Source organism: Streptomyces sp. URMC 123, from assembly GCF_051386515.1.
Classification (GTDB): Bacteria; Actinomycetota; Actinomycetes; order Streptomycetales; family Streptomycetaceae; genus Streptomyces.
The window spans coordinates 1-20,469 of the sequence record NZ_JBPQTV010000098.1 but is presented as its reverse complement, the minus strand read 5'-3'; the positions used below and the strand labels follow the sequence as shown (position 1 = coordinate 20,469).

18 protein-coding genes are annotated in these 20,469 nt (G+C 70.7%); 4 read left to right on the top strand and 14 right to left on the bottom strand.

Features of this window, described 5'->3' with window-relative positions; genetic code table 11:
- Positions 1-114 precede the first annotated feature (114 nt).
- Together pafA and ACSNOD_RS14280 are read right to left on the bottom strand one after the other, a co-directional pair.
- Entirely contained in the window at positions 115-1,476 is a 1,362-nt protein-coding gene (gene pafA, locus ACSNOD_RS14285; RefSeq protein ID WP_436767282.1) for a Pup--protein ligase, read from the bottom strand.
- Positions 1,477-1,485: 9 nt separating this feature from the next.
- On the bottom strand, positions 1,486-2,745 hold the full coding sequence (locus ACSNOD_RS14280; protein WP_436767281.1) for an MFS transporter: 1,260 nt from the start codon (positions 2,743-2,745) through the stop codon (positions 1,486-1,488).
- 164 nt (positions 2,746-2,909) lie between these two features.
- On the opposite strand from ACSNOD_RS14280, the gene ACSNOD_RS14275 reads away from it, so the two are divergent.
- A complete protein-coding gene (locus ACSNOD_RS14275) occupies positions 2,910-3,956 on the top strand; it encodes a LacI family DNA-binding transcriptional regulator (protein WP_436767280.1) in 1,047 nt (348 codons plus the stop codon).
- 169 nt (positions 3,957-4,125) lie between these two features.
- Here the strand turns inward: ACSNOD_RS14275 and prcA are convergent, their stop codons facing one another.
- The 5 genes from prcA to arc form a co-directional block, all read right to left on the bottom strand.
- Positions 4,126-4,878, bottom strand: coding sequence for a proteasome subunit alpha (prcA, locus tag ACSNOD_RS14270; protein ID WP_436767279.1), 753 nt, complete (start codon positions 4,876-4,878; stop codon positions 4,126-4,128).
- A gap of 55 nt (positions 4,879-4,933) precedes the next feature.
- Positions 4,934-5,779, bottom strand: coding sequence for a proteasome subunit beta (gene prcB / locus ACSNOD_RS14265; RefSeq protein ID WP_436767278.1), 846 nt, complete (start codon positions 5,777-5,779; stop codon positions 4,934-4,936).
- A gap of 218 nt (positions 5,780-5,997) precedes the next feature.
- Positions 5,998-6,216: a ubiquitin-like protein Pup gene (locus tag ACSNOD_RS14260; protein WP_436767277.1), complete on the bottom strand. Its 219-nt coding sequence runs from the start codon at positions 6,214-6,216 to the stop codon at positions 5,998-6,000.
- A gap of 145 nt (positions 6,217-6,361) precedes the next feature.
- Positions 6,362-7,873: a depupylase/deamidase Dop gene (gene dop / locus ACSNOD_RS14255; protein ID WP_436767276.1), complete on the bottom strand. Its 1,512-nt coding sequence runs from the start codon at positions 7,871-7,873 to the stop codon at positions 6,362-6,364.
- A 235-nt stretch (positions 7,874-8,108) separates the two neighbouring features.
- Positions 8,109-9,875 (bottom strand): proteasome ATPase, encoded by a 1,767-nt coding sequence (gene arc, locus ACSNOD_RS14250; protein ID WP_436767275.1) that lies wholly within the window; start codon positions 9,873-9,875, stop codon positions 8,109-8,111.
- Positions 9,876-10,130: 255 nt separating this feature from the next.
- On the opposite strand from arc, the gene ACSNOD_RS14245 reads away from it, so the two are divergent.
- Positions 10,131-10,427, top strand: coding sequence for a ferredoxin (locus tag ACSNOD_RS14245; RefSeq protein ID WP_436767274.1), 297 nt, complete (start codon positions 10,131-10,133; stop codon positions 10,425-10,427).
- A 99-nt stretch (positions 10,428-10,526) separates the two neighbouring features.
- Here the strand turns inward: ACSNOD_RS14245 and ACSNOD_RS14240 are convergent, their stop codons facing one another.
- The 3 genes from ACSNOD_RS14240 to ACSNOD_RS14230 form a co-directional block, all read right to left on the bottom strand.
- Entirely contained in the window at positions 10,527-11,126 is a 600-nt protein-coding gene (locus ACSNOD_RS14240) for a hypothetical protein (protein ID WP_436767273.1), read from the bottom strand.
- A gap of 186 nt (positions 11,127-11,312) precedes the next feature.
- Positions 11,313-12,224, bottom strand: coding sequence for a tRNA (adenine-N1)-methyltransferase (locus ACSNOD_RS14235; protein WP_436767272.1), 912 nt, complete (start codon positions 12,222-12,224; stop codon positions 11,313-11,315).
- 130 nt (positions 12,225-12,354) lie between these two features.
- Entirely contained in the window at positions 12,355-13,605 is a 1,251-nt protein-coding gene (locus ACSNOD_RS14230) for a site-2 protease family protein (protein WP_436767271.1), read from the bottom strand.
- Positions 13,606-13,732: 127 nt separating this feature from the next.
- Between ACSNOD_RS14230 and ACSNOD_RS14225 the strand changes: the two genes are divergently transcribed.
- On the top strand, positions 13,733-14,839 hold the full coding sequence (locus ACSNOD_RS14225) for a RecB family exonuclease (RefSeq protein WP_436767270.1): 1,107 nt from the start codon (positions 13,733-13,735) through the stop codon (positions 14,837-14,839).
- 15 nt (positions 14,840-14,854) lie between these two features.
- Positions 14,855-15,526, top strand: a complete 672-nt coding sequence (locus ACSNOD_RS14220) for a response regulator (RefSeq protein ID WP_436767269.1) — start codon at positions 14,855-14,857, stop codon at positions 15,524-15,526.
- 73 nt (positions 15,527-15,599) lie between these two features.
- Here ACSNOD_RS14220 and ACSNOD_RS14215 read toward each other — a convergent pair whose 3' ends face one another.
- The 4 genes from ACSNOD_RS14215 to ACSNOD_RS14200 form a co-directional block, all read right to left on the bottom strand.
- Positions 15,600-17,195, bottom strand: a complete 1,596-nt coding sequence (locus ACSNOD_RS14215; RefSeq protein ID WP_436767268.1) for an ABC transporter substrate-binding protein — start codon at positions 17,193-17,195, stop codon at positions 15,600-15,602.
- A gap of 67 nt (positions 17,196-17,262) precedes the next feature.
- On the bottom strand, positions 17,263-18,867 hold the full coding sequence (locus tag ACSNOD_RS14210; protein ID WP_436767267.1) for an ABC transporter substrate-binding protein: 1,605 nt from the start codon (positions 18,865-18,867) through the stop codon (positions 17,263-17,265).
- 416 nt (positions 18,868-19,283) lie between these two features.
- The gene (locus tag ACSNOD_RS14205) at positions 19,284-19,985 is read right to left on the bottom strand and encodes an HAD family hydrolase (protein ID WP_436767266.1); all 702 of its coding nucleotides are present in this window, start codon (positions 19,983-19,985) and stop codon (positions 19,284-19,286) included.
- Between the two features lie 166 nt (positions 19,986-20,151).
- The coding region (locus ACSNOD_RS14200) for a vitamin B12 dependent-methionine synthase activation domain-containing protein (protein ID WP_436767265.1) at positions 20,152-20,469 on the bottom strand (318 nt) is incomplete at its 5' end.

Sequence of the window (20,469 nt, the reverse complement as noted above, 5' to 3'; positions counted from 1 at the left end):
CGCGCCGGAAGCCCCGGGGCCTCCGGCGCGCGGCCGGGTGTCACCACTCCGTACGCGATGGGCGGCTCGTCCGCCTCCGCGCACGCCTGCTCTCGTGTCCGCCTTCGTGCCCGCTCACATGCCGGCGATCAGTTTCTCCACCCGGTCGTCCACCGAGCGGAACGGGTCCTTGCACAGGACCGTGCGCTGCGCCTGGTCGTTGAGCTTGAGATGGACCCAGTCGACGGTGAAGTCCCGCCGCTGCTCCTGGGCCCGGCGGATGAAGTCGCCGCGCAGCCGGGCCCGGGTGGTCTGCGGCGGCACCGACTTGCCCTCGAAGATCTTCAAGTCGTTGCAGATCCGGGCCGCTTGGCCGCGCTTCTCCAACAGGTAGTACAGGCCCCGCCGGCGGTGGATGTCGTGGTAGGCGAGGTCTATCTGGGCGATGCGCGGATGCGACATGGTGATGTTGTGCTTGGCCCGGTACCGCTCGATGAGCTTGTACTTCATCACCCAGTCGATCTCGGTGTCGATGCGGTCGAGATCCTCGGTCCGCACCGCCTCCAGGGTGCGGCCCCACAGCTCCAGCACGCGCTCCACGGTGCCGGTGACGATGCCGCGGCGCTCGCAGAAGTCGACGGCCTTCTCGTAGTACTCCTGCTGCACCTCCAGGGCGGACGCCTCGCGTCCGCTGGCGAGCCGCACCTTGCGCTGGCCGGTCGTGTCATGGCTGACCTCGCGGATGGCCCGAATGGGGTTCTCCAGCGTCAGGTCGCGCATCACCGTGCCCGCTTCGATCATGCGCAGCACGAGGTCCGTGGCGCCGACCTTCAGCAGCGTGGTCGTCTCGGACATGTTGGAGTCGCCGACGATGACATGGAGCCGGCGGTAGCGCTCGGCGTCCGCGTGCGGCTCGTCACGGGTGTTGATGATGGGTCGGGAGCGGGTGGTCGCCGAGCTGACGCCCTCCCAGATGTGCTCGGCCCGCTGGCTCACGCAGTAGACGGCGCCGCGCGGGGTCTGGAGCACCTTTCCCGCCCCGCAGAGCAGTTGCCGGGTCACCAGGAACGGAATGAGGATGTCCGCGAGCCGGGAGAACTCGCCGTGCCGGGCCACGAGGTAGTTCTCGTGGCAGCCGTAGGAGTTGCCCGCCGAGTCGGTGTTGTTCTTGAAGAGATAGACGTCGCCCGCGATTCCCTCCTCGTGCAGGCGGCGTTCGGCGTCGACGAGCAGGCCCTCCAGAATGCGCTCGCCCGCCTTGTCGTGCGTGACCAGCTCCGTCACGCTGTCGCACTCCGGGGTTGCGTATTCCGGGTGCGAGCCCACGTCGAGGTAGAGGCGGGCGCCGTTGCGCAGAAACACATTGCTGCTGCGGCCCCAGGAAACGACACGGCGGAAGAGGTAGCGCGCCACTTCGTCAGGCGACAGTCGGCGCTGTCCCCTGAACGTGCACGTGACGCCGTACTCGTTCTCCAGCCCGAAAATGCGGCGGTCCATGCCTGAACATTACGCCTGATGCCCTGCTCTGAAACCGGGTTCGACAGCACCGCTCGGATCATTTTCGACATGGCGTGCGACAACCGTGGAGCGGCCGGGAGCTGCGAGGACCTTGCCGGTGGCGACCAGCACCAGCAGGGCCGCGAGCCCGGCGGCGCCCGGTACGGCGTACCCCGCGGCCGTGCCGCCGTGCTGGACGGCGGGGCCGGCGGCGGCCGTGCCCACCGCCGCGCCGACGGTGAAGGTGGTCACCAGCCAGGAGAACGCCTCGGTCACGGTGCCGCGCGGCGCGTGCCGGTCGACGACCACGAAGGCGCAGGCCAGGGCGGGGGCGAGGAAGACGCCGGAGACGGTGGCGAACACCGTCATGGTGACGATGCCGGGAGTGAGCACCAGCGGCAGATAGCCGACGGCGAGCGCGGCCACGATGAACCGCAGCCGCCGCTCGGGCTCGCCGGCCCACTGCCGGGCGCCGTAGACCATGCCGCCGGCCAGGGCGCCCAGGCTGAGCGCGGCCATCAGCATGCCGTAGACCATGTCGCCGCCGTGGTCGTCGGAGTAGGCGAGCGCAGCGACCGCGATCGCGCCGAGCGCGGTGCCGACGAAGAAGAAGGCGCCGAGGAGGGCGAGGAGGCCGGGCGAGCGCAGCGCGCCGAGCCAGTGCGCCTCGCGCGGGGCGGACCGCCACTCCCGGGACGGCTTCGACACGACGACCGACAGCGCGCCGAGCACGCCGAGGGCGTTGAGCACCAGCAGCGCGGTGGCCTCCGACCACAGCGCCACGGAGACCGTGACGAGCAGCGGGCCGACGGTGAACATGATCTCCTGGGCCACGGCGTCCAGGGCGTACGCGGCGTGCACCCGGTCCTCGCGCTGGAGCACGCTGGGCCACAGGGCCCGCAGGCCGCCCTCCAGGGGCGGCGTGAAGACACCGGCGATCACCACGGAGGCGTAGGCGACGGCCAGCGGCTCAAGCCCGACGGCGGCGAAGAGCACCATGCCCAGGGCGGATATCACGGCCGCGGGGAAGATCACCCGGGGCTGTCCCCAGAGGTCCACGGCCCGGCCCAGCAGCGGCTGGCCCACGGCGGTGCCGATGCCGTACACGGCGGAGAGCACCCCGGCGAGGGTGTAGCTGCCGCCCTCGGAGCGGACGAAGAGCACGATGGCGATGGCCGCCACGGCGTTGGGGAGGCGGCCCACGAGCGTGCCGGCGAGCAGCCGCGCCGCATAGCGCGTCCGTAGCAATTCCGCGTAACCCGCGGCCATGTTCCGCCCCTCTCGTGGAAACCCACCCAGGTAATACGTATAACCTTCGGCGTTATACGTACCATGTCGTCGGCTGTCGGGTCCACTCGGAAGACGGCGGCGCCGGTCGGCGCGCGGGGGCTTCAGGCCCGTCGCGCCCGTGGAGGGAAGGGCGGGACCAGCACGTGACATCCCCGGAGACAGCACCGGAGCCGGCGGTTCCGGCCGCCGCGGGCGAGCGGACGACGAGCCGGGACGTGGCGCGCGCCGCGGGCGTCTCCCAGGCGACCGTGTCGCTGGTGCTGGGCGGCAAGTGGCGCGGCAGGGTCTCGGAGCGCACCGCCGACGCGGTGCGGGCGGCGGCGCGCGAGCTGGGCTATCGGCCGAATCTGGCGGCCCGCAGCCTGCGGCTGGGCCGGACCCGGACGGCGCTGCTGGTGGTCCCCGCGCTGACGAACGAGTTCTTCGCCCGGGTGTACGCGGGCGCCTCGGGCGTCGCCGGCGAGAACGGCTTCGGGGTGGTGCTCTACCCCTCCCCCGAGGGCGTGGGCCCGGCCCGGGACCCGTTCGGCTCGGCGCGCTCCACGCTGGACGGGGTGATCGCCTCGTCGATGGCGGCGGGGGCGCTCGCGGAGATGCGGGGCGGGGGCCTGCCGCTGGTGATGCTCGACAGCGACCCGGCCGGGGCGGACGTGGCGGCGACCGTCAACCCGGACATCGCGGACGGCATGCGCCAGGTGATGGACCACCTGCTGGGCCTGGGCCACCGCCGCTTTCTGCATCTCGCGGCGGCGGTGGACACCTGGACGTTCCATGTCCGGGCCCGCACTTTGGCCGAAACCGCTCGCTCGGTCCCGGGCACCGAGGTGCGCACCGAGCCCGCCGCGCTGGAGGTGCACGCGGGGCGGCGGGCCGTGGAGCGGGCGCTGGCCGGCCCCGGGCCGCGGCCGACGGCGATCGTGTGCGACGGCGATGTGCTCGCGGCGGGGGCCTGCAAGGCGCTGCGCCGGCTGGGGCTGCGGGTGCCGGAGGACGTCTCGGTGACGGGCTTCGACGATCTGGCGCTCGCGACGGCGGTGGAGCCGGAGCTCACCACGGTGCGGCTGCCGGCGGAGGAGGTCGGCGAGCGGGGCATGGCCGCGCTGCTGGCGGTGCTGGACGGGCGCCCGGCGCCGGGGGCCGCGCTTCCGGTGGAGCTGGTGGTCCGGGACTCCACCGGCCCGGCGCGCTGACGACCCCGGCGGTACGGGGCGCCACCGGCCCGGCGGTGCTCGGCGCCGAGAACCCCGTGGTACGGCGCCGCCCCCGCCGGCTGCTGCCGACGGGGGCGGATAGCGACGTCCGGGAGGCCCGGGAGGCGCGGGAGAGGCCGTGCGGCCGCTGCGGGCCGCCGTCCGGCTTCTACTGCTCGGCCGACCCCTCGTCCTCGGTCTCCGAGCCGGAGGCCGCCCCGCCCCCCGGCTCCAGCAGGCGGCCGAGCTGGCGGCCCACCACCCGCTTGAACTTGCGCTTCTGCGGCCGCGTCCGGTCCAGGACGGCGACCTCCAGCTGGTCGGCGGTGAGGGTGCGCTGCCCACCGTTGTTGTCCCGGGCCAGCGCCTCGACGGCGAGCTTGATCGCCTCGGCGAGGGTCATGCCGTCGCGGTGCCGCTGGTCGAGGAAGCTGCTGATCTGGTCGGCGTTGCCGCCGACGGCCACCGAGCCGTGCTCGTCGACGATGGAGCCGTCGTGCGGCAGGCGGTAGATCTGGTCGCCCGCGGGGGTCTCCCCCACCTCGGCCACGACCAGCTCCACCTCGTAGGGCTTCTCGCCCGCGCTGGAGAAGATGTTGCCCAGCGTCTGGGCGTAGACGTTGGCGAGGCCGCGGGCGGTCACATCGTCGCGGTCGTAGGTGTAGCCCCGCAGATCGGCGTAGCGCACCCCGCCGATGCGCAGGTTCTCGTACTCGTTGTACTTGCCGGCCGCGGCGAAGGCGATCCGGTCGTAGATCTCGCTGAACTTGTGCAGCGCCCGGGACGGGTTCTCGCCGACGAAGACGATGCCGTCGGCGTACTGCAGCACGACGAGGCTACGGCCGCGCGCGATGCCCTTGCGGGCGTATTCGGCCCGGTCGGCCATGGCCTGCTGGGGTGAGACATAGAACGGCGTCGACACCGGCTACCCGTCCCTTTCTGTGGTTGACACGTGCATTGCGCTCCAGCCGCCGCCGTCAGAGGAGCGCGGCCCGGGGGCCGTCGGGCTCGGTGAGCCGACGCTCGTGGATGGCCCGGGCGATCTCCGCGTTCTCGTCCCCGGACAGCTTGCGGAAGCCCGCCTCGGTGATGACCGTGACGATGGGGTAGATCCGCCGGGCGAGGTCGGGGCCGCCGGTCGCGGAGTCGTCGTCCGCCGCGTCGTACAGCGCCTGGACCACCAGGGTGCACGCCTGGCTCTCGTCGAGGTCCTCGCGGTAGAGCTTCTTGAGCGCGCCGCGGGCGAAGACCGAGCCGGAGCCGGTGGCGGCGAAGCCGTGCTCCTCGGAGCGGCCGCCGGTGACGTCGTAGCTGAAGATGCGGCCCTTCTCGCGGTCCACGTCCCAGCCGGCGAAGATCGGCACCACGGCGAGGCCCTGGAGGGCCATGCCCAGATTGCCGCGGATCATGGCGGAGAGCCGGTTCGCCTTGCCCTCCAGGGAGAGCTGGGCGCCCTCGACCTTCTCGAAGTGCTCCAGCTCCAGCTGGAAGAGCTTGACCATCTCCACGGCCAGGCCCGCCGTGCCCGCGATGCCGACCGCGGAGTACTCGTCGGCGGGGAAGACCTTCTCGATGTCCCGCTGGGCGATCACATTGCCCATGGTGGCGCGCCGGTCGCCGGCGAGCACCACCCCGCCCCGGAAGGTGGCGGCCACGATCGTCGTGCCGTGCGGGATCTCCACCGCGCCCTCCACCGGCGGGAGCTTGCGCCGGCCCGGCAGCAGCTCCGGCGAGTACTCGGCCAGGAAGTCCATGAACGAGGACGAGCCGGGCGTCAGGAAGGCAGCGGGCAGTCGCCCAATGCTACGAGTCGTGGCTTCCACGCGTTTCCTTCCATTGGTTCTCAATGACTGCTGGTTCTCAATGACTGCGCATGACGGTTCGCTGGATCGATCCGTGGGATCTCCGAGCGGATCGGAGGACCGGAACGGATCGAACAGATCTGAACGGATCTTGAAACAGCTCAGCAGGACTGTACCCGTGGCCGTGAATGTCCTCCGTCCCGGGGCCCCCCCGGGGGCGCGGGACGGAAGGGGCCGTCCTACTGGCCGCCCTTCTGGACGAAGGAACGGACGAAGTCCTCCGCGTTCTCCTCGAGGACGTCGTCGATCTCGTCCAGGACGGAGTCCACGTCGTCCGACAGCTTCTCCTGGCGCTCCTTGAGGTCCTCGGACGACTGCGCGTCCTGGGCGGTCTCCTCGACCTCCTCCGTGGAGCGCGTCGCCCGCTGCTGTCCGCCGCCGGTGTCCTTGGTCGCCATATCCCTCACCCCGCTCGGTTCGACGTACAAGATCAGACCCTACTAGGAGGCTCTGACATCGGCCCTGTAGTTCTCGCAACGTCCGGACGTCATTTCGATGATTCCCGGATCGCCGTCGATTCAGCCCTTTCCGGCCCGGGCCCGCTCAGCCGCCGGAGAGCACCCGCACCAGGTCCTCCGCGGTGCGGCAGCGGTCGAGCAGCTCCTTCACATGGTTGCGGGTGCCCCGCAGTGGCTCCAGGGTGGGCACCCGTTGCAGGGAGTCACGGCCGGGCAGGTCGAAGATCACCGAGTCCCAGGAGGCCGCGGCCACATGGTCGGCGTACTGCTCCAGGCAGCGCCCCCGGAAATAGGCCCTGGTGTCCTCCGGCGGCTTCGTCCGGGCCCGCTCCACCTCCTCCTCGGTCAGCAGCCGCTTCATCCGGCCGCGCGCCGCCAGCCGGTTGTACAGGCCCTTCTCGGCCCGCACGTCCGCGTACTGGAGGTCCACCAGGTGCAGCCGGGCGGCGTCCCAGTCCAGCCGGTCGCGGCGGCGGTAGCCCTCCAGCAGCTCCCGCTTGGCGACCCAGTCCAGCTCGCCCGCCAGGCTCATCGGATCGTGCTCCAGCCGCCCCAGCACGTCCTCCCAGCGGGCCAGGACGTCCTTGGTCTGCTCGTCGGCGTCCGCCCCGAAGCGGTCCTCGACGTACTTGCGGGCCAGCTCGAAGTACTCCATCTGGAGTTGTACGGCGGTGAGGGTGCGACCGCTGCGGAGCGTGACCAGCCGGCGCAGGGTCGGGTCGTGCGACACCTGGTGCAGGGTGCGCACCGGCTGGTCGACGGCCAGGTCCACGGCGATGAAGCCGTCCTCGATCATGGACAGCACCAGCGCGGTCGTGCCGAGCTTGAGGTAGGTGGAGATCTCGGAGAGATTGGCGTCGCCGATGATCACATGGAGCCGGCGGTACTTCTCGGCGTCGGCGTGCGGCTCGTCGCGGGTGTTGATGATCGGGCGCTTGAGCGTGGTCTCCAGGCCGACCTCGACCTCGAAGTAGTCCGCCCGCTGACTGAGCTGGAAGCCGTGCTCGTGGCCGTCCTGGCCGATGCCGACCCGGCCGGCGCCGGTGATCACCTGGCGGGAGACGAAGAACGGCGTCAGATGGCGCACGATGTCCGAGAACGGGGTCTCCCGCTTCATCAGGTAGTTCTCGTGCGTGCCGTAGGACGCGCCCTTGTTGTCGGTGTTGTTCTTGTACAGCAGGATCCGCTGGGCGCCCGGGAGCTGGGCGGCGCGCTCGGCGGCCTCGGCCATGATCCGCTCGCCGGCCTTGTCCCAGAGCACGGCGTCGCGCGGATTGGTGACCTCCGGGGCGCTGTACTCCGGGTGGGCGTGGTCCACGTACAGCCGGGCGCCATTGGTGAGGATCACGTTGGCCAGGCCGATGTCCTCGTCGGTGAGCTGGCTGGCGTCCGCCGACTCGCGGGCGAGGTCGAAGCCGCGGGCGTCCCGCAGCGGATTCTCCTCCTCGAAGTCCCAGCGGGCGCGGCGCGCCCGGTGCATCGCCGCCGCGTAGGCGTTGACGATCTGGGACGAGGTGAGCATGGCATTGGCGTTCGGGTGACCGGGGACGGAGATCCCGTACTCCGTCTCGATGCCCATAACGCGCCGTACGGTCATGCGGCCCTCCTTGCCCGGCGCCGGCCCCGGCCGGGGGCGGCGCTCAAGTACCGCTTCTTCTCCGATGCGTGTGCGGTGCCCGTCCCCGCACCCAGCGACTCGGCGGTACCGAAGAGCCTAGAACGCCTTTGCGGTGGTTGGGAGATCATTTGGGTCATTGCTCGGCTCCGATTCGCGCCTCGCCGCGTCCTTTCGGGGGCGACCCCCAAAACCCCCGGAACGCACACGGCTGCCGTTACAGATACTGACCGGTGTTCGCCACCGTGTCGATGGAGCGTCCGGTGTCCGCGCCCTGCTTTCCGGTGACGAGGGTACGGATGAACACGATCCGCTCGCCCTTCTTTCCGGAGATCCTGGCCCAGTCGTCCGGATTCGTGGTGTTCGGCAGGTCCTCGTTCTCCTTGAACTCGTCCACGCACGCGGCGAGCAGATGGGAGACCCGAAGACCTTTCTGATTGTGATCGAGATAGGCCTTGATGGCCATTTTCTTCGCCCGGTCGACGATGTTCTGGATCATCGCTCCGGAGTTGAAGTCCTTGAAGTAAAGGACTTCCTTGTCACCATTGGCGTAGGTGACCTCGAGGAAGCGGTTCTCCTCGGATTCCGCGTACATCTGCTCCACGACCGACTGGATCATGCCGTCGATCGCGGCCTCGCGGGACCCCCGGTGCTCGGCGAGATCATCGGCGTGCAGCGGCAGCGTCGGCTTGAGGTACTTGCCGAAGATGTCCTTCGCCGCCTCCGCGTCCGGGCGCTCGATCTTGATCTTCACATCGAGGCGCCCCGGCCGCAGGATCGCCGGGTCGATCATGTCCTCGCGGTTGGAGGCCCCGATGACGATGACGTTCTCCAGGCCCTCCACGCCGTCGATCTCGGCGAGCAGCTGCGGGACGATGGTGTTCTCCACGTCCGAGCTGACACCGGAGCCACGGGTGCGGAAGAGCGACTCCATCTCGTCGAAGAAGACGATGACGGGGGTGCCCTCGCTCGCCTTCTCCCGGGCCCGCTGGAAGACCAGGCGGATGTGCCGCTCGGTCTCGCCGACGTACTTGTTGAGCAGCTCGGGGCCCTTGATGTTCAGGAAGTAGCTCTTCCCGGCGGGCTGGCCGGTCACCTCCGCGACCTTCTTGGCCAGGGAGTTGGCCACGGCCTTGGCGATGAGCGTCTTGCCGCAGCCGGGCGGGCCGTACAGCAGCACGCCCTTGGGCGGCCGCAGTTCGTGCTCCTTGAACAGGTCCGGGTAGAGATAGGGGAGCTCGACCGCGTCCCGGATGAGCTCGATCTGGTTACCCAGACCGCCGATCCGGTCGTAGTCGATGTCCGGGACCTCTTCGAGGACCAGTTCCTCGACCTCGCTCTTGGGCACGACCTCGTAGACATAGCCCGAGCGGGGCTCGAGCAGCAGGGCGTCGCCGGCGCGGATGGTGGCGTCCAGCAGCGGCTCGGCGAGCCGCACCACCCGCTCCTCGTCGGTGTGCCCGACCACCAGGGCGCGCTCGCCGTCCTCGAGGATCTCCTTGAGGGTGACGATGTCCCCGGCCCGTTCGAACTCCATGGCCTGAACCACATTGAGCGCTTCGTTGAGCATGACCTCCTGGCCGCGCCTGAGGTCGTCGAGCTCGACGCTGGGGCTGACGTTCACCCGGAGCTTGCGCCCGCCGGTGAAGATGTCCGCCGTGCCGTCCTCGTTCGCCTGCAGGAAGACCCCGAAGCCGGCCGGCGGCTGCGCGAGCCGGTCGACCTCCTCCTTGAGGGCCACGATCTGGTCGCGGGCCTCGCGGAGCGTATTGGCGAGCCGCTCGTTCTGAGCGGACACGCCGGCCAGGTTGGTCTGAAGCTCGACGATCCGCTCTTCGAGAATCCTCGTATGACGCGGAGAGTCGGCGAGCTTGCGCCGCAGGACGGCGATCTCCTGCTCGAGATAGGCGACCTGGCCGGCCGGGTCGTCAGACCCCCGCCCCGGCCGGACGCCGCGGTTGATGTCGTCGTCGTGGGCTGCCACGGTCCTCACCTCCTCCAAGGGGAGCTGGACGCTTCCAGACCCTACCTGGGCCGGTGCGGGTTGAAACCCCTAGATCACAAAGACGGTCGGGGTGTGTCCGATCTTCACCCTTGCGTACGTGCTCGTCGGCACGTGCTCACGCCAGGGGGATACCCACCCAACAACATCGGAAAGCGACCGGTTGTATCGTCGAGACGGTCAACACCCGTCAGGGCTGGCTCCAATTGGTTCACGTACGCAGGATCGGCAGGCGAGATGTCCACTCAGAACGAAGGTCTCGAAGATCTCGAGGTGTGGATCGACCAGGATCTGTGCACGGGCGACGGCATCTGTGCCCAGTACGCGCCCGAGGTCTTCGAGCTGGACATCGACGGGCTGGCCTATGTGAAGAGCCCGGACGACGAGCTGCTGAGCGCGCCGGGCGCCACAACGCCCGTACCGCTGCCGCTGCTCAACGACGTGGTCGACTCCGCCCGCGAGTGCCCCGGGGAGTGCATTCACGTACGGCGGGTTTCGGACAGGGTCGAGGTCTACGGGCCCGCCGCCGACTGAGCGCGGCTCCGGCGGCGGCCCGGCGCCGCCGCCGGCGCGGCACGAGCCGGGCGCGAGGCGTCGACCCCGCGTGACCGGACGCGTACGCTGCGCCATCGCTCACACCGCTCCCGGCAGCGCCTGCGGCACGAGCTCGAACTTGCCCTGCCGCCACCGCCACTTGACCTCGCGCTGCCGGTCCGGGCAGCAGCGCGGCACCGCGCGCGAGGAGTAGCCCGCCAGCGTCGCCGTGACCGTCCGGTCGCGCACCGCGAACTCCAGCACGCTCATGCCCTGCTTCGGGTCCAGAAAGGTCTCCACGACCCGGGGGGCGCCCCGGCCGCCGGGCGGATGGCCCAGGACGTAGATCCCGCTCGGCGGGGTGCCGAAGCCGGCCGTGCAGCGCACGACGGCGACCGTCTCGGCCCTGCCGTCCCCGTCGAGGTCCCCCGAGCCCTGCCGGACCACCTCCGGGCTCTCCGGACCGCAGTCCAGGGGGTAGCGCGCGGCGCGCGGGTCTGGCGCGGCGGCGGCCGGGAGGGCCGCGCCGGGTCCGGGGGCGCTCCGGACGGCCGGTCCCGGCGAGGTGGCGGCGCCGGAGGGCTGCACCAGCAGGGAGAGGCCGAGGACGGCGGCGAGCGCCGCCGCGGTGGCGATCCAGTGCACCGGTCGGGTGCGGGTGTGGGGAAGATCCGTACCGGAGCCTGCCGGGGGCTGCACGCGGGCTGTCTCCTGTGAGAGCGGTACCGACGGGGATGGCACGCATGGTGCCACATGTCACAGCGGGCCGGAACGACCGGGTCCACGGCACGGCGAAGCGGGGCGGCGCGCCTCCCCCGACGGGGGGAAGTGCGCCGCGCCGCTCGGCAGTTGTCGTACGGCGTGCCCGGAGGCCGCCGCGTGCCGTCAGGCGCGCTCGGCGGAGCCGCCCTTGGACCCGCCCGGCGGGGTGTAGTCCTCGCCGTAGGCGCCCTTGGCGGGGCGGCGGCGGCGCAGCGGCGGCTCCACGCCGTCGGCCAGGCGGCGGGCGGTGAGCAGGAAGCCGGTGTGCCCGATCATCCGGTGGTCGGGGCGGACGGCCAGGCCCTCGACGTGCCAGGTGCGGACCATGGTCTCCCACGCGGAGGGCTCGTTGAACGTGCCGTGCTCGCGGATGGCCTCGACGGTGCGCGCCATCTGGGTGGTGGTGGCCACGTAGGCGCAGAGGATGCCGCCGGGGACCAACGCCTTGGAGACGGCGTCCAGGCACTCCCAGGGGGCCAGCATGTCCAGGATGACCCGGTCGACATCGGTGTCGGACAGGTTGTCCTGGAGGTCGCCCACGGTGAGCTGCCAGGCCGGGTGCTCGGCGCCGAAGTAGCGCCGCACGTTCTCGGCGGCGATCTCGGCGAAGTCGGCACGGCGCTCGTACGAGTGCAGCATGCCCTGGTCGCCGATGGCGCGGAGCAGGAAGGTGCTGAGCGAGCCCGAGCCGACGCCGGCCTCGACGACCCGCGCGCCGGGGAAGATGTCGGCCATCGCCAGGATCTGCCCCGCGTCCTTGGGGTAGACCACGGCGGCACCGCGGGGCATGGACAGGACGTAGTCGGGGAGCAGGGGGCGCAGCGCGAGGTAGGCGACGTTCCCCGTGGTGCGGACAACACTGCCCTCGGGAGCACCGATCAGCTCGTCGTGGGGGAAGGCACCCTTGTGGGTGTGGAAGCTCTTCCCGGCTTCGAGCGTGAAGGTGTAGTGGCGTCCCTTGGGGTCGGTGAGCTGGACCTGGTCCCCGACCTTGAAGGGCCCGCGACGGCGGGCGGCACCGGTCGGTTCGGACATGTGACCAGCCTACCCGCCCGGCGGCGGGGCTCGTGACGCCCGGTGCGGGGGCTCGGGTGGCGGAGTGGAGCGGGGTAGATGCTCAGGTCGCGGAGCGGGGCCGGGCTCGGTCGTGGAGCGGAGCCGTGGCTCAGGTCGCGGAGCGACTCATGGCCGCCACGAACGCGCGTTCGACATCGGCGGTGGAGAGGACGCCGTAGATCTCCCCCGTCTCCTCGACCACCAGGTACTCCGTGGCCGGGGTGGCCCGCAGGGTGTCGAGGAGTTCCTCGCCCGCCAGCTCGGCGGAGACCCGCATGCCCGGCTTGAGGTCCTGCGCCAGCCCGCCGACGGCCACCCACGGGCGCCGGTGCTCGGGGACGCCCACGATGGCGGCCTCGCGCACGACCGCGGTCGCCTCGCCGAGGCCGTCGACGACGACCAGGGCGCGGGCGCCGGCCTCGTTGGCCCGGCGCAGGGCCTCGGAGAGCGGGGTGTCCGCGGACACCGGCACCGCCCGCCGGGTGAGCGCGCGGGCCCGCAGCTCGGGCAGGTGCTGGCGCAGCCTGGCCACCCGCAGGCTGTTGCCCGCGCCGGTCCAGATGATCGCGGCGAGGATGGCGGCGAGCAGCGCGTCGGTGATGGTGTTGATGCCGTCGAGGTCCGCCGTGTCGCCGGCCAGCAGGCTGGAGTGGGTCACCAGGGGCAGCCCGACCAGGACCGCCACGGCGAGCGCCCGCCCGCTCCAGGCGGCGGCGACCGTGCCGGCCATGGGCCGGCCGCTGAGCTTCCACACGATCGCGCGCAGCATCCGCCCGCCGTCCAGCGGGAGGCCGGGCAGCAGGTTGAAGGCGGCCACGATCAGGTTGGAGATCATCAGGCCGGCCAGCAGCACCCCGGGCACCGTGCCGGGCTCCACGGCCCGCATGCCCAGGTAGAAGACCCCGGACAGGACGAGCGAGAGCAGCGGGCCCACGAAGGCCAGGACGAACTCCCGGCCGGGGGTCTCCGACTCCTTCTCGATCTCCGAGACGCCGCCGAAGAACTGGAGCTGGATGCGCCGCACCGGCAGTTTGAACCGCAGCGCCGCGACCGTGTGCGCGAGCTCGTGGACCAGCACGGACGCGTAGAAGGCCACCGCGAAGAAGAGCGACACCAGATAGCGGGCGTTGCCCAGCTCCGGCAGCACGCGCTCCAGCTGGTCGCCGAAGACCCAGGTGATCAGCGCCGCCACCAGGAACCAGCTGGGGGCCACGTAGACCGGCACGCCGAAGGGCCGGCCCATGAGGATGCCACCGCCGGGCCCCGACGGCCGCCGGGTGCCGCGGTCGCCGGGCCGTCGGCCGGGGCCGTCGCCGCCGCTGCCGGACCGCGGCCGCCCGCTCTCGCCGCTCTTGTCCACGGTGTCCCCTCATCGCCACGCGTCCCTCGCACCGGCCCGGTGCGATCCCACGATCATGCAGTGCGAGGGCGTACGCCGTCGATGGTATGCGTCCGGCTGTCAGTGGCGGGCCGTAGGGTCTTCTCCCATGGGAACCAGCACCGAAGAGTCCGGCACGAGCACGGAGGCGGCCGGCGGCCCGCGGGCGCTCCCGGCGGCGCGCGGCGGGTCCGGCGAGCGCCCCGCGGGCGCCCGCGCCGCCCGGCCGGGGCGGCCCGACTCGCTGTCGCCCTCGCGGGCGGGCGACTTCATGACCTGCCCGCTGCTGTACCGGTTCCGGGTGATCGACCGGCTGCCGGAGCGGCCGAGCGCGGCCGCCACCCGGGGCACGCTGGTCCACGCGGTGCTGGAGCGCCTCTTCGACGACCCCGCGCCCGAGCGCACGCTGGCGCGGGCGCGGTCGATGGTGGCCGGTCAGTGGGAGCGACTGCTGGCCGACCGCCCGGAGCTGGCGGAGCTCTTCACGGAGGGGACTCCGGGGGGCGACGGCGGCGCGGCCGGCGGTACGGGGGACGGGTCCGGCGCGGCGGACGGCGCCGGGAGCGGTGCCGCGGAGGGCACCGAGAGCGGTGCGGCGGGTGACGCCGGGAGCGGTGCGGCAGGTGGCGCCGTGGCGGCGGAGCGGCTGTCGGCCTGGCTCGCCGAGGCCGAGCGGCTGGTCGAGCGCTGGTTCACCCTGGAGGACCCCACGCGGCTGGAGCCCGCCGAGCGCGAGCTGTACGTGGAGACGGTGCTGGACTCGGGCCTGACGCTGCGCGGCTTCATCGACCGGGTGGACGTCGCGCCCACCGGGGCGGTCCGGATCGTGGACTACAAGACGGGCCGGGCGCCCCACCCGGACTACGCCTCGGGCGCCCTGTTCCAGATGAAGTTCTACGCGCTCGTGCTGTGGCGGCTGCGCGGGGAGGTGCCGAGCCGGCTCCAGCTCGTCTATCTGGGCAGCGGCGACGTGCTGACGTACGACCCCACCGAGGCGGATCTGCGCTCGGTGGAGCGCAAGGTGCTGGCGCTGTGGGAGGCCATCCGGCGGGCCACCGAGACGGGCGACTGGCGGCCGCGCCGCAGCAAGCTCTGCGGTTGGTGCGACCATCAGGCGTTCTGTCCGGAATTCGGCGGGACTCCCCCGGCCTATCCGCTTCTGGCCCGACCTGCGGAATCCCCGGAGGGCGACCAGGGCAGAATGGGGCAGGTCTAGCGAAGGAGTTCCCCTGTGGCCATCCGCGTCCTGCTGGTCGACGACCAGCCGCTGCTCCGCACCGGTTTCCGGATGATTCTGGAGGCCGAGCAGGATCTCGCCGTGGTCGGCGAGGCAGGCGACGGCCAGCAGGCCCTCGACCAGGTGCGGGCGCTCCAGCCCGATGTGGTGCTGATGGACATCCGGATGCCCCGGATGGACGGCGTGGAGGCCACCCGGCAGATCACCGGCCCCGAGCGGGACGGCCCGGCGAAGGTGCTGGTGCTCACCACCTTCGACCTCGACGAGTACGTGGTGGAGGCGCTGCGGGCGGGGGCCAGCGGCTTCCTCCTCAAGGACGCGCCCGCCCATGAGCTGGTGCAGGCGATCCGGGTGGTGGCGGCGGGCGAGGCGATGCTCGCGCCGAGCATCACCCGCCGGCTGCTCGACAAGTACGCGGGCAAGCTGCCGTCCGGCGAGGAGCCGGTGCCCGACATACTCCACACGCTGACCGACCGCGAGGTGGAGGTGCTCAAGCTGGTGGCCCGCGGGCTGTCGAACGCGGAGATCGCGGCGGATCTGTTCGTCAGCGAGACGACGGTCAAGACGCATGTGGGCCATGTGCTGACCAAGCTGGGGCTGCGCGACCGGGTCCAAGCGGCGGTCTACGCGTACGAGAGCGGGCTGGTGCGGCCGGGAGCGCAGTGACGCGTACGGGGGTCTGAAAGGCCGACGGGGCCCACCGCGTGTGCGGTGGGCCCCCGGTCGTTTCAGGGGGCGGTCAGCCCTGGCCGCCCTTGCTGATCTCCCAGAAGCGGAAGACCGTGGAGGCGTCCAGACTCCACTCCAGGCCGGAGACGTTGTTCCGGGCCACGGCGTACTGCTTGCCCTGCCACAACGGGATCACCGGGAGCTCCTGGGCCACGATGTTCTGGACCTCGACGAAGCTGGCGGCGGTCGCCGTCCGGTTGTCCTCGGCGGCGGTCGACGGGAGCAGCTGCTTGGAGATCCGGTCGGACTCGTAGTTGTTGGACAGCACGCTGTCCTTGCCGAAGAACGGGGCGGTGAAGTTGTCCGGGTCCGGGTAGTCGGGGACCCAGCCCTTGGCGTAGATGCCGTAGCGGCCGGCCTCCATGCCCTTCTCGTACTCCTCGAACGGCACGCTCTTCACCTTGGCGTCGAACAGGCCGCTGGCGTTGAGCTGCTGGGCGATCTCCTCGAACGCCGCGACCGTGGCCGGGCCGTAACGGACCGGGGTGGCCCACAGCGTGAGCGGCACCTTGCCGCTCTCGTAGCCCGCGGAGCGCAGCGCCGCCGCGGCCTTCTCCTTCTGCGGACGGTCGCCGTAGGTGTCGAAGAAGGCCGTGTTGTGGCCGGTGATGCCGGCGGGGACGACCGAGTAGAGCGGCTTGGCGGTGCGCTTGTAGACGTCGCGCACCAGCGCGCTGCGGTCGATGAGGTAGGCGATCGCCTTGCGCACGCCGGGCTTGCCGACGACCGGGTCCTTCATGTTGAAGACCAGGTGCTGGATTTCGGCGCTGGTGCCCTCGACGACCTCGACACCGCGCTTGTCGGTGGTGGTCGCGGCCTCCAGGTCGGCGATGTCCTTCATGGCCAGACCACGGTAGGCGAGGTCGACCGCGCCGTCCTGGACGGCCGTCTTGAGCGCGCCCTGGTCGTTGAAGAACTTCATGGTCATACCGGAGTTACGGGCCTTGGCGGGGCCCTTGTAGCCGGTGTTGAGGGTGAGGACCGCCTGGTCCTTGCTGTACTTGTCGAGCTTGTAGACACCCGAGCCGACGGCCTTGTTGTCGGTGCGCAGCTTGTCGGCGGCGTACTCGCGGTGGTCGACGATCGAGCCGGCACCCGAGGCGATCTTCATGGGGAAGGTGGCGTCGGAGTTCTTCAGCCGGAAGACCACGGTCTTCTCGTCCGGGGTCTCGATGCTCTTGATGATGGAGAGCATCACGGCCGGACCGGCCTTGTCGTTGATCTTCAGCGTGCGGTTGAAGGAGTGGGCGACGTCCTTGGACGTGAGCTCATGGCCGTTGCTGAACTTCAGGCCGTCCTTGAGGACGCACTTGTACGTCTTGCTCTCGGCGTCCTGGAAACCGCACCGCTCGGCCGCCTCGGGCTCCGGGACGGTGCCGCCCCGGGGGAAGCTCATCAGCGACTGGAAGACGTTGTTGAAGATCATCCAGGAGGCCGGGTCGTAACCGGAGGCCGGGTCGGTCGAGACGATCTTGTCGGTCATTCCCATGACCAGCGGATCGCCCTTGCCGGCGGCATCGGCGTCGTCCGAACCGCACCCGGTGAGCAGTCCGGCGGCCAGCCCCGCTCCGACCGGGACTGCCAGCCACTGATGACGTTTCCTCACGTGCACGTTCCTCACACTTTTCTCGATTTGCTGCCGGGTACTGCTTCCGTGCCGCCGCCGCGGGGACTCAGCCGGCGGACCGGCCGAGCTCCCAGAGCTGGAGCACGGACGAGGAGTTCAGAGCCCACTCCACGCCGGTGACGTCGGTGCGGGCGGCGATGTACTGGTTGCCCTGCCACAGCGGCAGCACCGGCACCTCGTCGGCCACGATGTCCTGGATCTGCTCGAAGCTCCTGGCCGCGGCGGTGCGCGGGGTGGCCTGCCGGGTGCGCGGGATGAGCTGCTCGCGGATGGTGTCGTTGCGGTAGGGCGTGTTGAGGAAGTTGTCCTTCGCGAAGAACGGGTCCACGAAGTTGTCGGCGTCCGGGAAGTCCGGGAACCAGCCCATGCCGTAGACGGTGTACTCGCGCCGGGACTGCGCCGGGCGGAACTTCTCCCAGGGCACGCCCTTGACCTCCACCTCGAACAGGCCGCTGCCGTTGAGCTGGGTCCGCAGCGCGGCGAACTCCTTGGCCGTGGCCGAGCCGTAGTGGTCGGTGGTGTAGGCCAGGGTCAGCTTCACCGGGGTGGTGACGCCCGCGTCCTTCAGGGCCTTGCGGGCGCCCGCCGGGTCGGGGCCGCCCCCGTACTTGTTGAAGAACGAGTTCACATGGCCGCCCACGGTGGACGGGACGATGGAGTACAGCGGCTTGGCGGTGCGCTCGTACACATCGCGGATCAGCGCCTGGCGGTCGATCAGCCGGGCCATGGCCTGGCGGACCGCCTTGTCGCCCACCGTGCGGTCCTCGGTGTTGAAGGCGAGATAGCGGATCTCCTGGCCGGGCGTCTCGACCAGCTTGATCCTCTGATCGGGTTCGGTCTCCAGCCGGCGCACCTGGTCGGGCGACATGGTGCGGGTCATCACATCGATGTCGCCCTTTTCCAGGGCCGTCTGCATGGCCGCCGAGTCGGCCAGGAAGCGCATCTCGATCCGGTCGTTCCGGAGCTTCAGCCCGCCCTTGTAGTTCGGGTTCCGGGAGAAGACGGCGGAGACGGCCTTTCCGTCCTTCTCCTCGACCTTCAGGGTGTACGGGCCGGAGCCGTCCACCGCGAACCCCTTGCGCAGCGCCTTCTTGTCGTAGACCTCGCTGTCGACAATGGCGGCGGCCGGGGTGGCGAGCTTGTGCGGGAAGGTCGCGTCCGGGGACTTGAGATGGAAAACGATCTCAAGGGGGTTCGGGGTCTCCACCCGGTCGATGTTGGCGAGCAGCGACATCGGACCGTTGTCGTAGTCGATGGCCAGCACGCGGTCGATGGAGAACTTCACGTCCTCGGAGGTGAGGTCGTGCCCGTTGGCGAACTTCAGCCCCTCCTGGAGGGTGCAGCGGTACCCCTCGTTGCGGCGGTCGGTGAAGCCGCACCGGGTCGCGGCCTCCGGCTCCGGCTCACCGCCCGAGCGGGGCAGCCGCATCAGCGTCTGGAAGGTGTTGCGCAGCACGTTCCAGGCGCCGGCCTCGTAGGCCTGGGCGGGGTCGAACGGCGCCGGGGCGTCGTCCGCCAGCGCGAACTGGTCCGTGGTCCCGACCACGACGGGGCCCTTGCCGCCGCCCGCTCCGCCCGGACCTCCGCAGCCGGCGAGCACGGACGCCAGCAGGCATACCGCGGCCGGCAGCACCATGGTCTTGCGATTCATCGTCGGCGGTCTCCTGCGGGGGGCGATCGACCCCGGGACCATACCGGCGTCGCGAGCGCTGGTCACAGGGGTGCGTCGAACTTCTCGCGAAGACATTAGTGGGCGGCACCGGGCCCATTGGAACGCGGTGACAACCGGGCAATATCACGCGCCGATAACAACTGCGAACTGTCCGTTATCCGGACACCGGAACGATTCGTACGCCGGATCATGAATCGGGACACAAGGTCGCCGGAATGGGTTCCTTTGCCCCTCTCCCGGCCACCATTGCCTCGGTTGCCGACGGCAAGGCGAGTGATAAAGGTCACTTCCCTCAACGGGCCGCGCGGGAGCGGTAATTAGACAACGGCATTCGTTACGCAAAATGAGCGGTCGGCAGCCGAGAGTTCCGCAGGTCTTTCACCGCGGCCTCGCGATCAGTGGGTGATCAAGGAACGGAGAAAGCCGAGATCGACTTCTTCGAGGGAGCCCACGACCGTCCGGCCCGCAGCCGGCTCGATGGGCACCACCGAGGGCACGGCCACCACCCGGCAGCCCGCGGCCTCGGCGGAGGCGACCCCGGTGGCGGTGTCCTCGACCACCACACAGCGCTCGGGCACGGCGCCCAGCCGGGCCGCCGCCAGCAGATACGGGTCCGGGTGCGGCTTGGTGCGCTCCATCTCGTCCCCGGCCAGGGTGAAGGCGAAGCGCTCCGGCCCGATCGACTTGAGCACCCGGTCGATGATCCGCCGGTGGGAGGCCGAGACCAGCGCGGTGGGCACCCCGTGCTCGGTGAGCTCGGTGAGCAGCCGGTCCGCCCCCGGCATGAGCGGCACCCCGCGCCCCACCAGCTCCTCGAAGCGGTCGTTGAGCAGCAGCGTCAGCTCGGCGAGCGAGACCTCGGCCCCGGTGGCCTGAATCAGGTAGGAGGCGCTTCTGGTCATCGGGCCGCCGACGACCACCTCGCGGTAGGCGTCGTCGAGCGCGTGGCCGAGCTCCGCGAAGACCTCGACCTCCGCCTCCCACCAGAAGCCCTCGGTGTCCACCAGGGTGCCGTCCATGTCGAGGAGCACGGCTTGCAGAGCTGACTCCCTGCCCTCCGCCATTCGAGGGTCGAGTGCGGGAATGCTGCTGGTCATCCGGTACCCCTCTCGTTCGAACGCGCTCGAGAAGCCCTCCGGGCCCTCAAGGGACAACGAGGCCGGCCGGAGTCCCGGAATGCGGGGAAACCGACCGGCCTGCGCCGGACCGACCAGTGTACGACGACCGGTTGTCGAGTGTCCGATCAGTTTGTCGAGCGTCCGATCAGCGGGCGTTGAAGTATTTGGCCTCGGGGTGGTGGAGAACGATCGCATCCGTGGACTGCTCCGGGTGGAGCTGGAACTCCTCGGAGAGCACAACGCCGATCCGCTCCGGCTGGAGCAGCGCCGCGATTTTCCCTCGATCCTCCAGGTTCGGGCACGCCCCGTAGCCGAGCGAGAACCGTGCGCCACGGTATTTCAGCTCGAACATGTCCTCGATCGCCTCCGGGTCCTCCTGGCCGAATCCGAGTTCGGCGCGGACGCGGGCGTGCCAGTACTCGGCGAGGGCTTCGGCGAGTTGGACGGACAGGCCGTGGAGTTC

What these genes read in the sequence shown, in the direction of transcription:
- pafA (WP_436767282.1), bottom strand. Translation starts at nt 1,476, where the DNA reads ATGGACCGCCGCATTTTCGGGCTGGAGAACGAGTACGGCGTCACGTGC.
- ACSNOD_RS14280 (WP_436767281.1), bottom strand. Translation starts at nt 2,745, where the DNA reads ATGGCCGCGGGTTACGCGGAATTGCTACGGACGCGCTATGCGGCGCGG.
- ACSNOD_RS14260 (WP_436767277.1), bottom strand. Translation starts at nt 6,216, where the DNA reads ATGGCGACCAAGGACACCGGCGGCGGACAGCAGCGGGCGACGCGCTCC.
- dop (WP_436767276.1), bottom strand. Translation starts at nt 7,873, where the DNA reads ATGACCGTACGGCGCGTTATGGGCATCGAGACGGAGTACGGGATCTCC.
- ACSNOD_RS14245 (WP_436767274.1), top strand. Translation starts at nt 10,131, where the DNA reads ATGTCCACTCAGAACGAAGGTCTCGAAGATCTCGAGGTGTGGATCGAC.
- ACSNOD_RS14235 (WP_436767272.1), bottom strand. Translation starts at nt 12,224, where the DNA reads ATGTCCGAACCGACCGGTGCCGCCCGCCGTCGCGGGCCCTTCAAGGTC.
- ACSNOD_RS14225 (WP_436767270.1), top strand. Translation starts at nt 13,733, where the DNA reads ATGGGAACCAGCACCGAAGAGTCCGGCACGAGCACGGAGGCGGCCGGC.
- ACSNOD_RS14210 (WP_436767267.1), bottom strand. Translation starts at nt 18,867, where the DNA reads ATGAATCGCAAGACCATGGTGCTGCCGGCCGCGGTATGCCTGCTGGCG.
- ACSNOD_RS14205 (WP_436767266.1), bottom strand. Translation starts at nt 19,985, where the DNA reads ATGACCAGCAGCATTCCCGCACTCGACCCTCGAATGGCGGAGGGCAGG.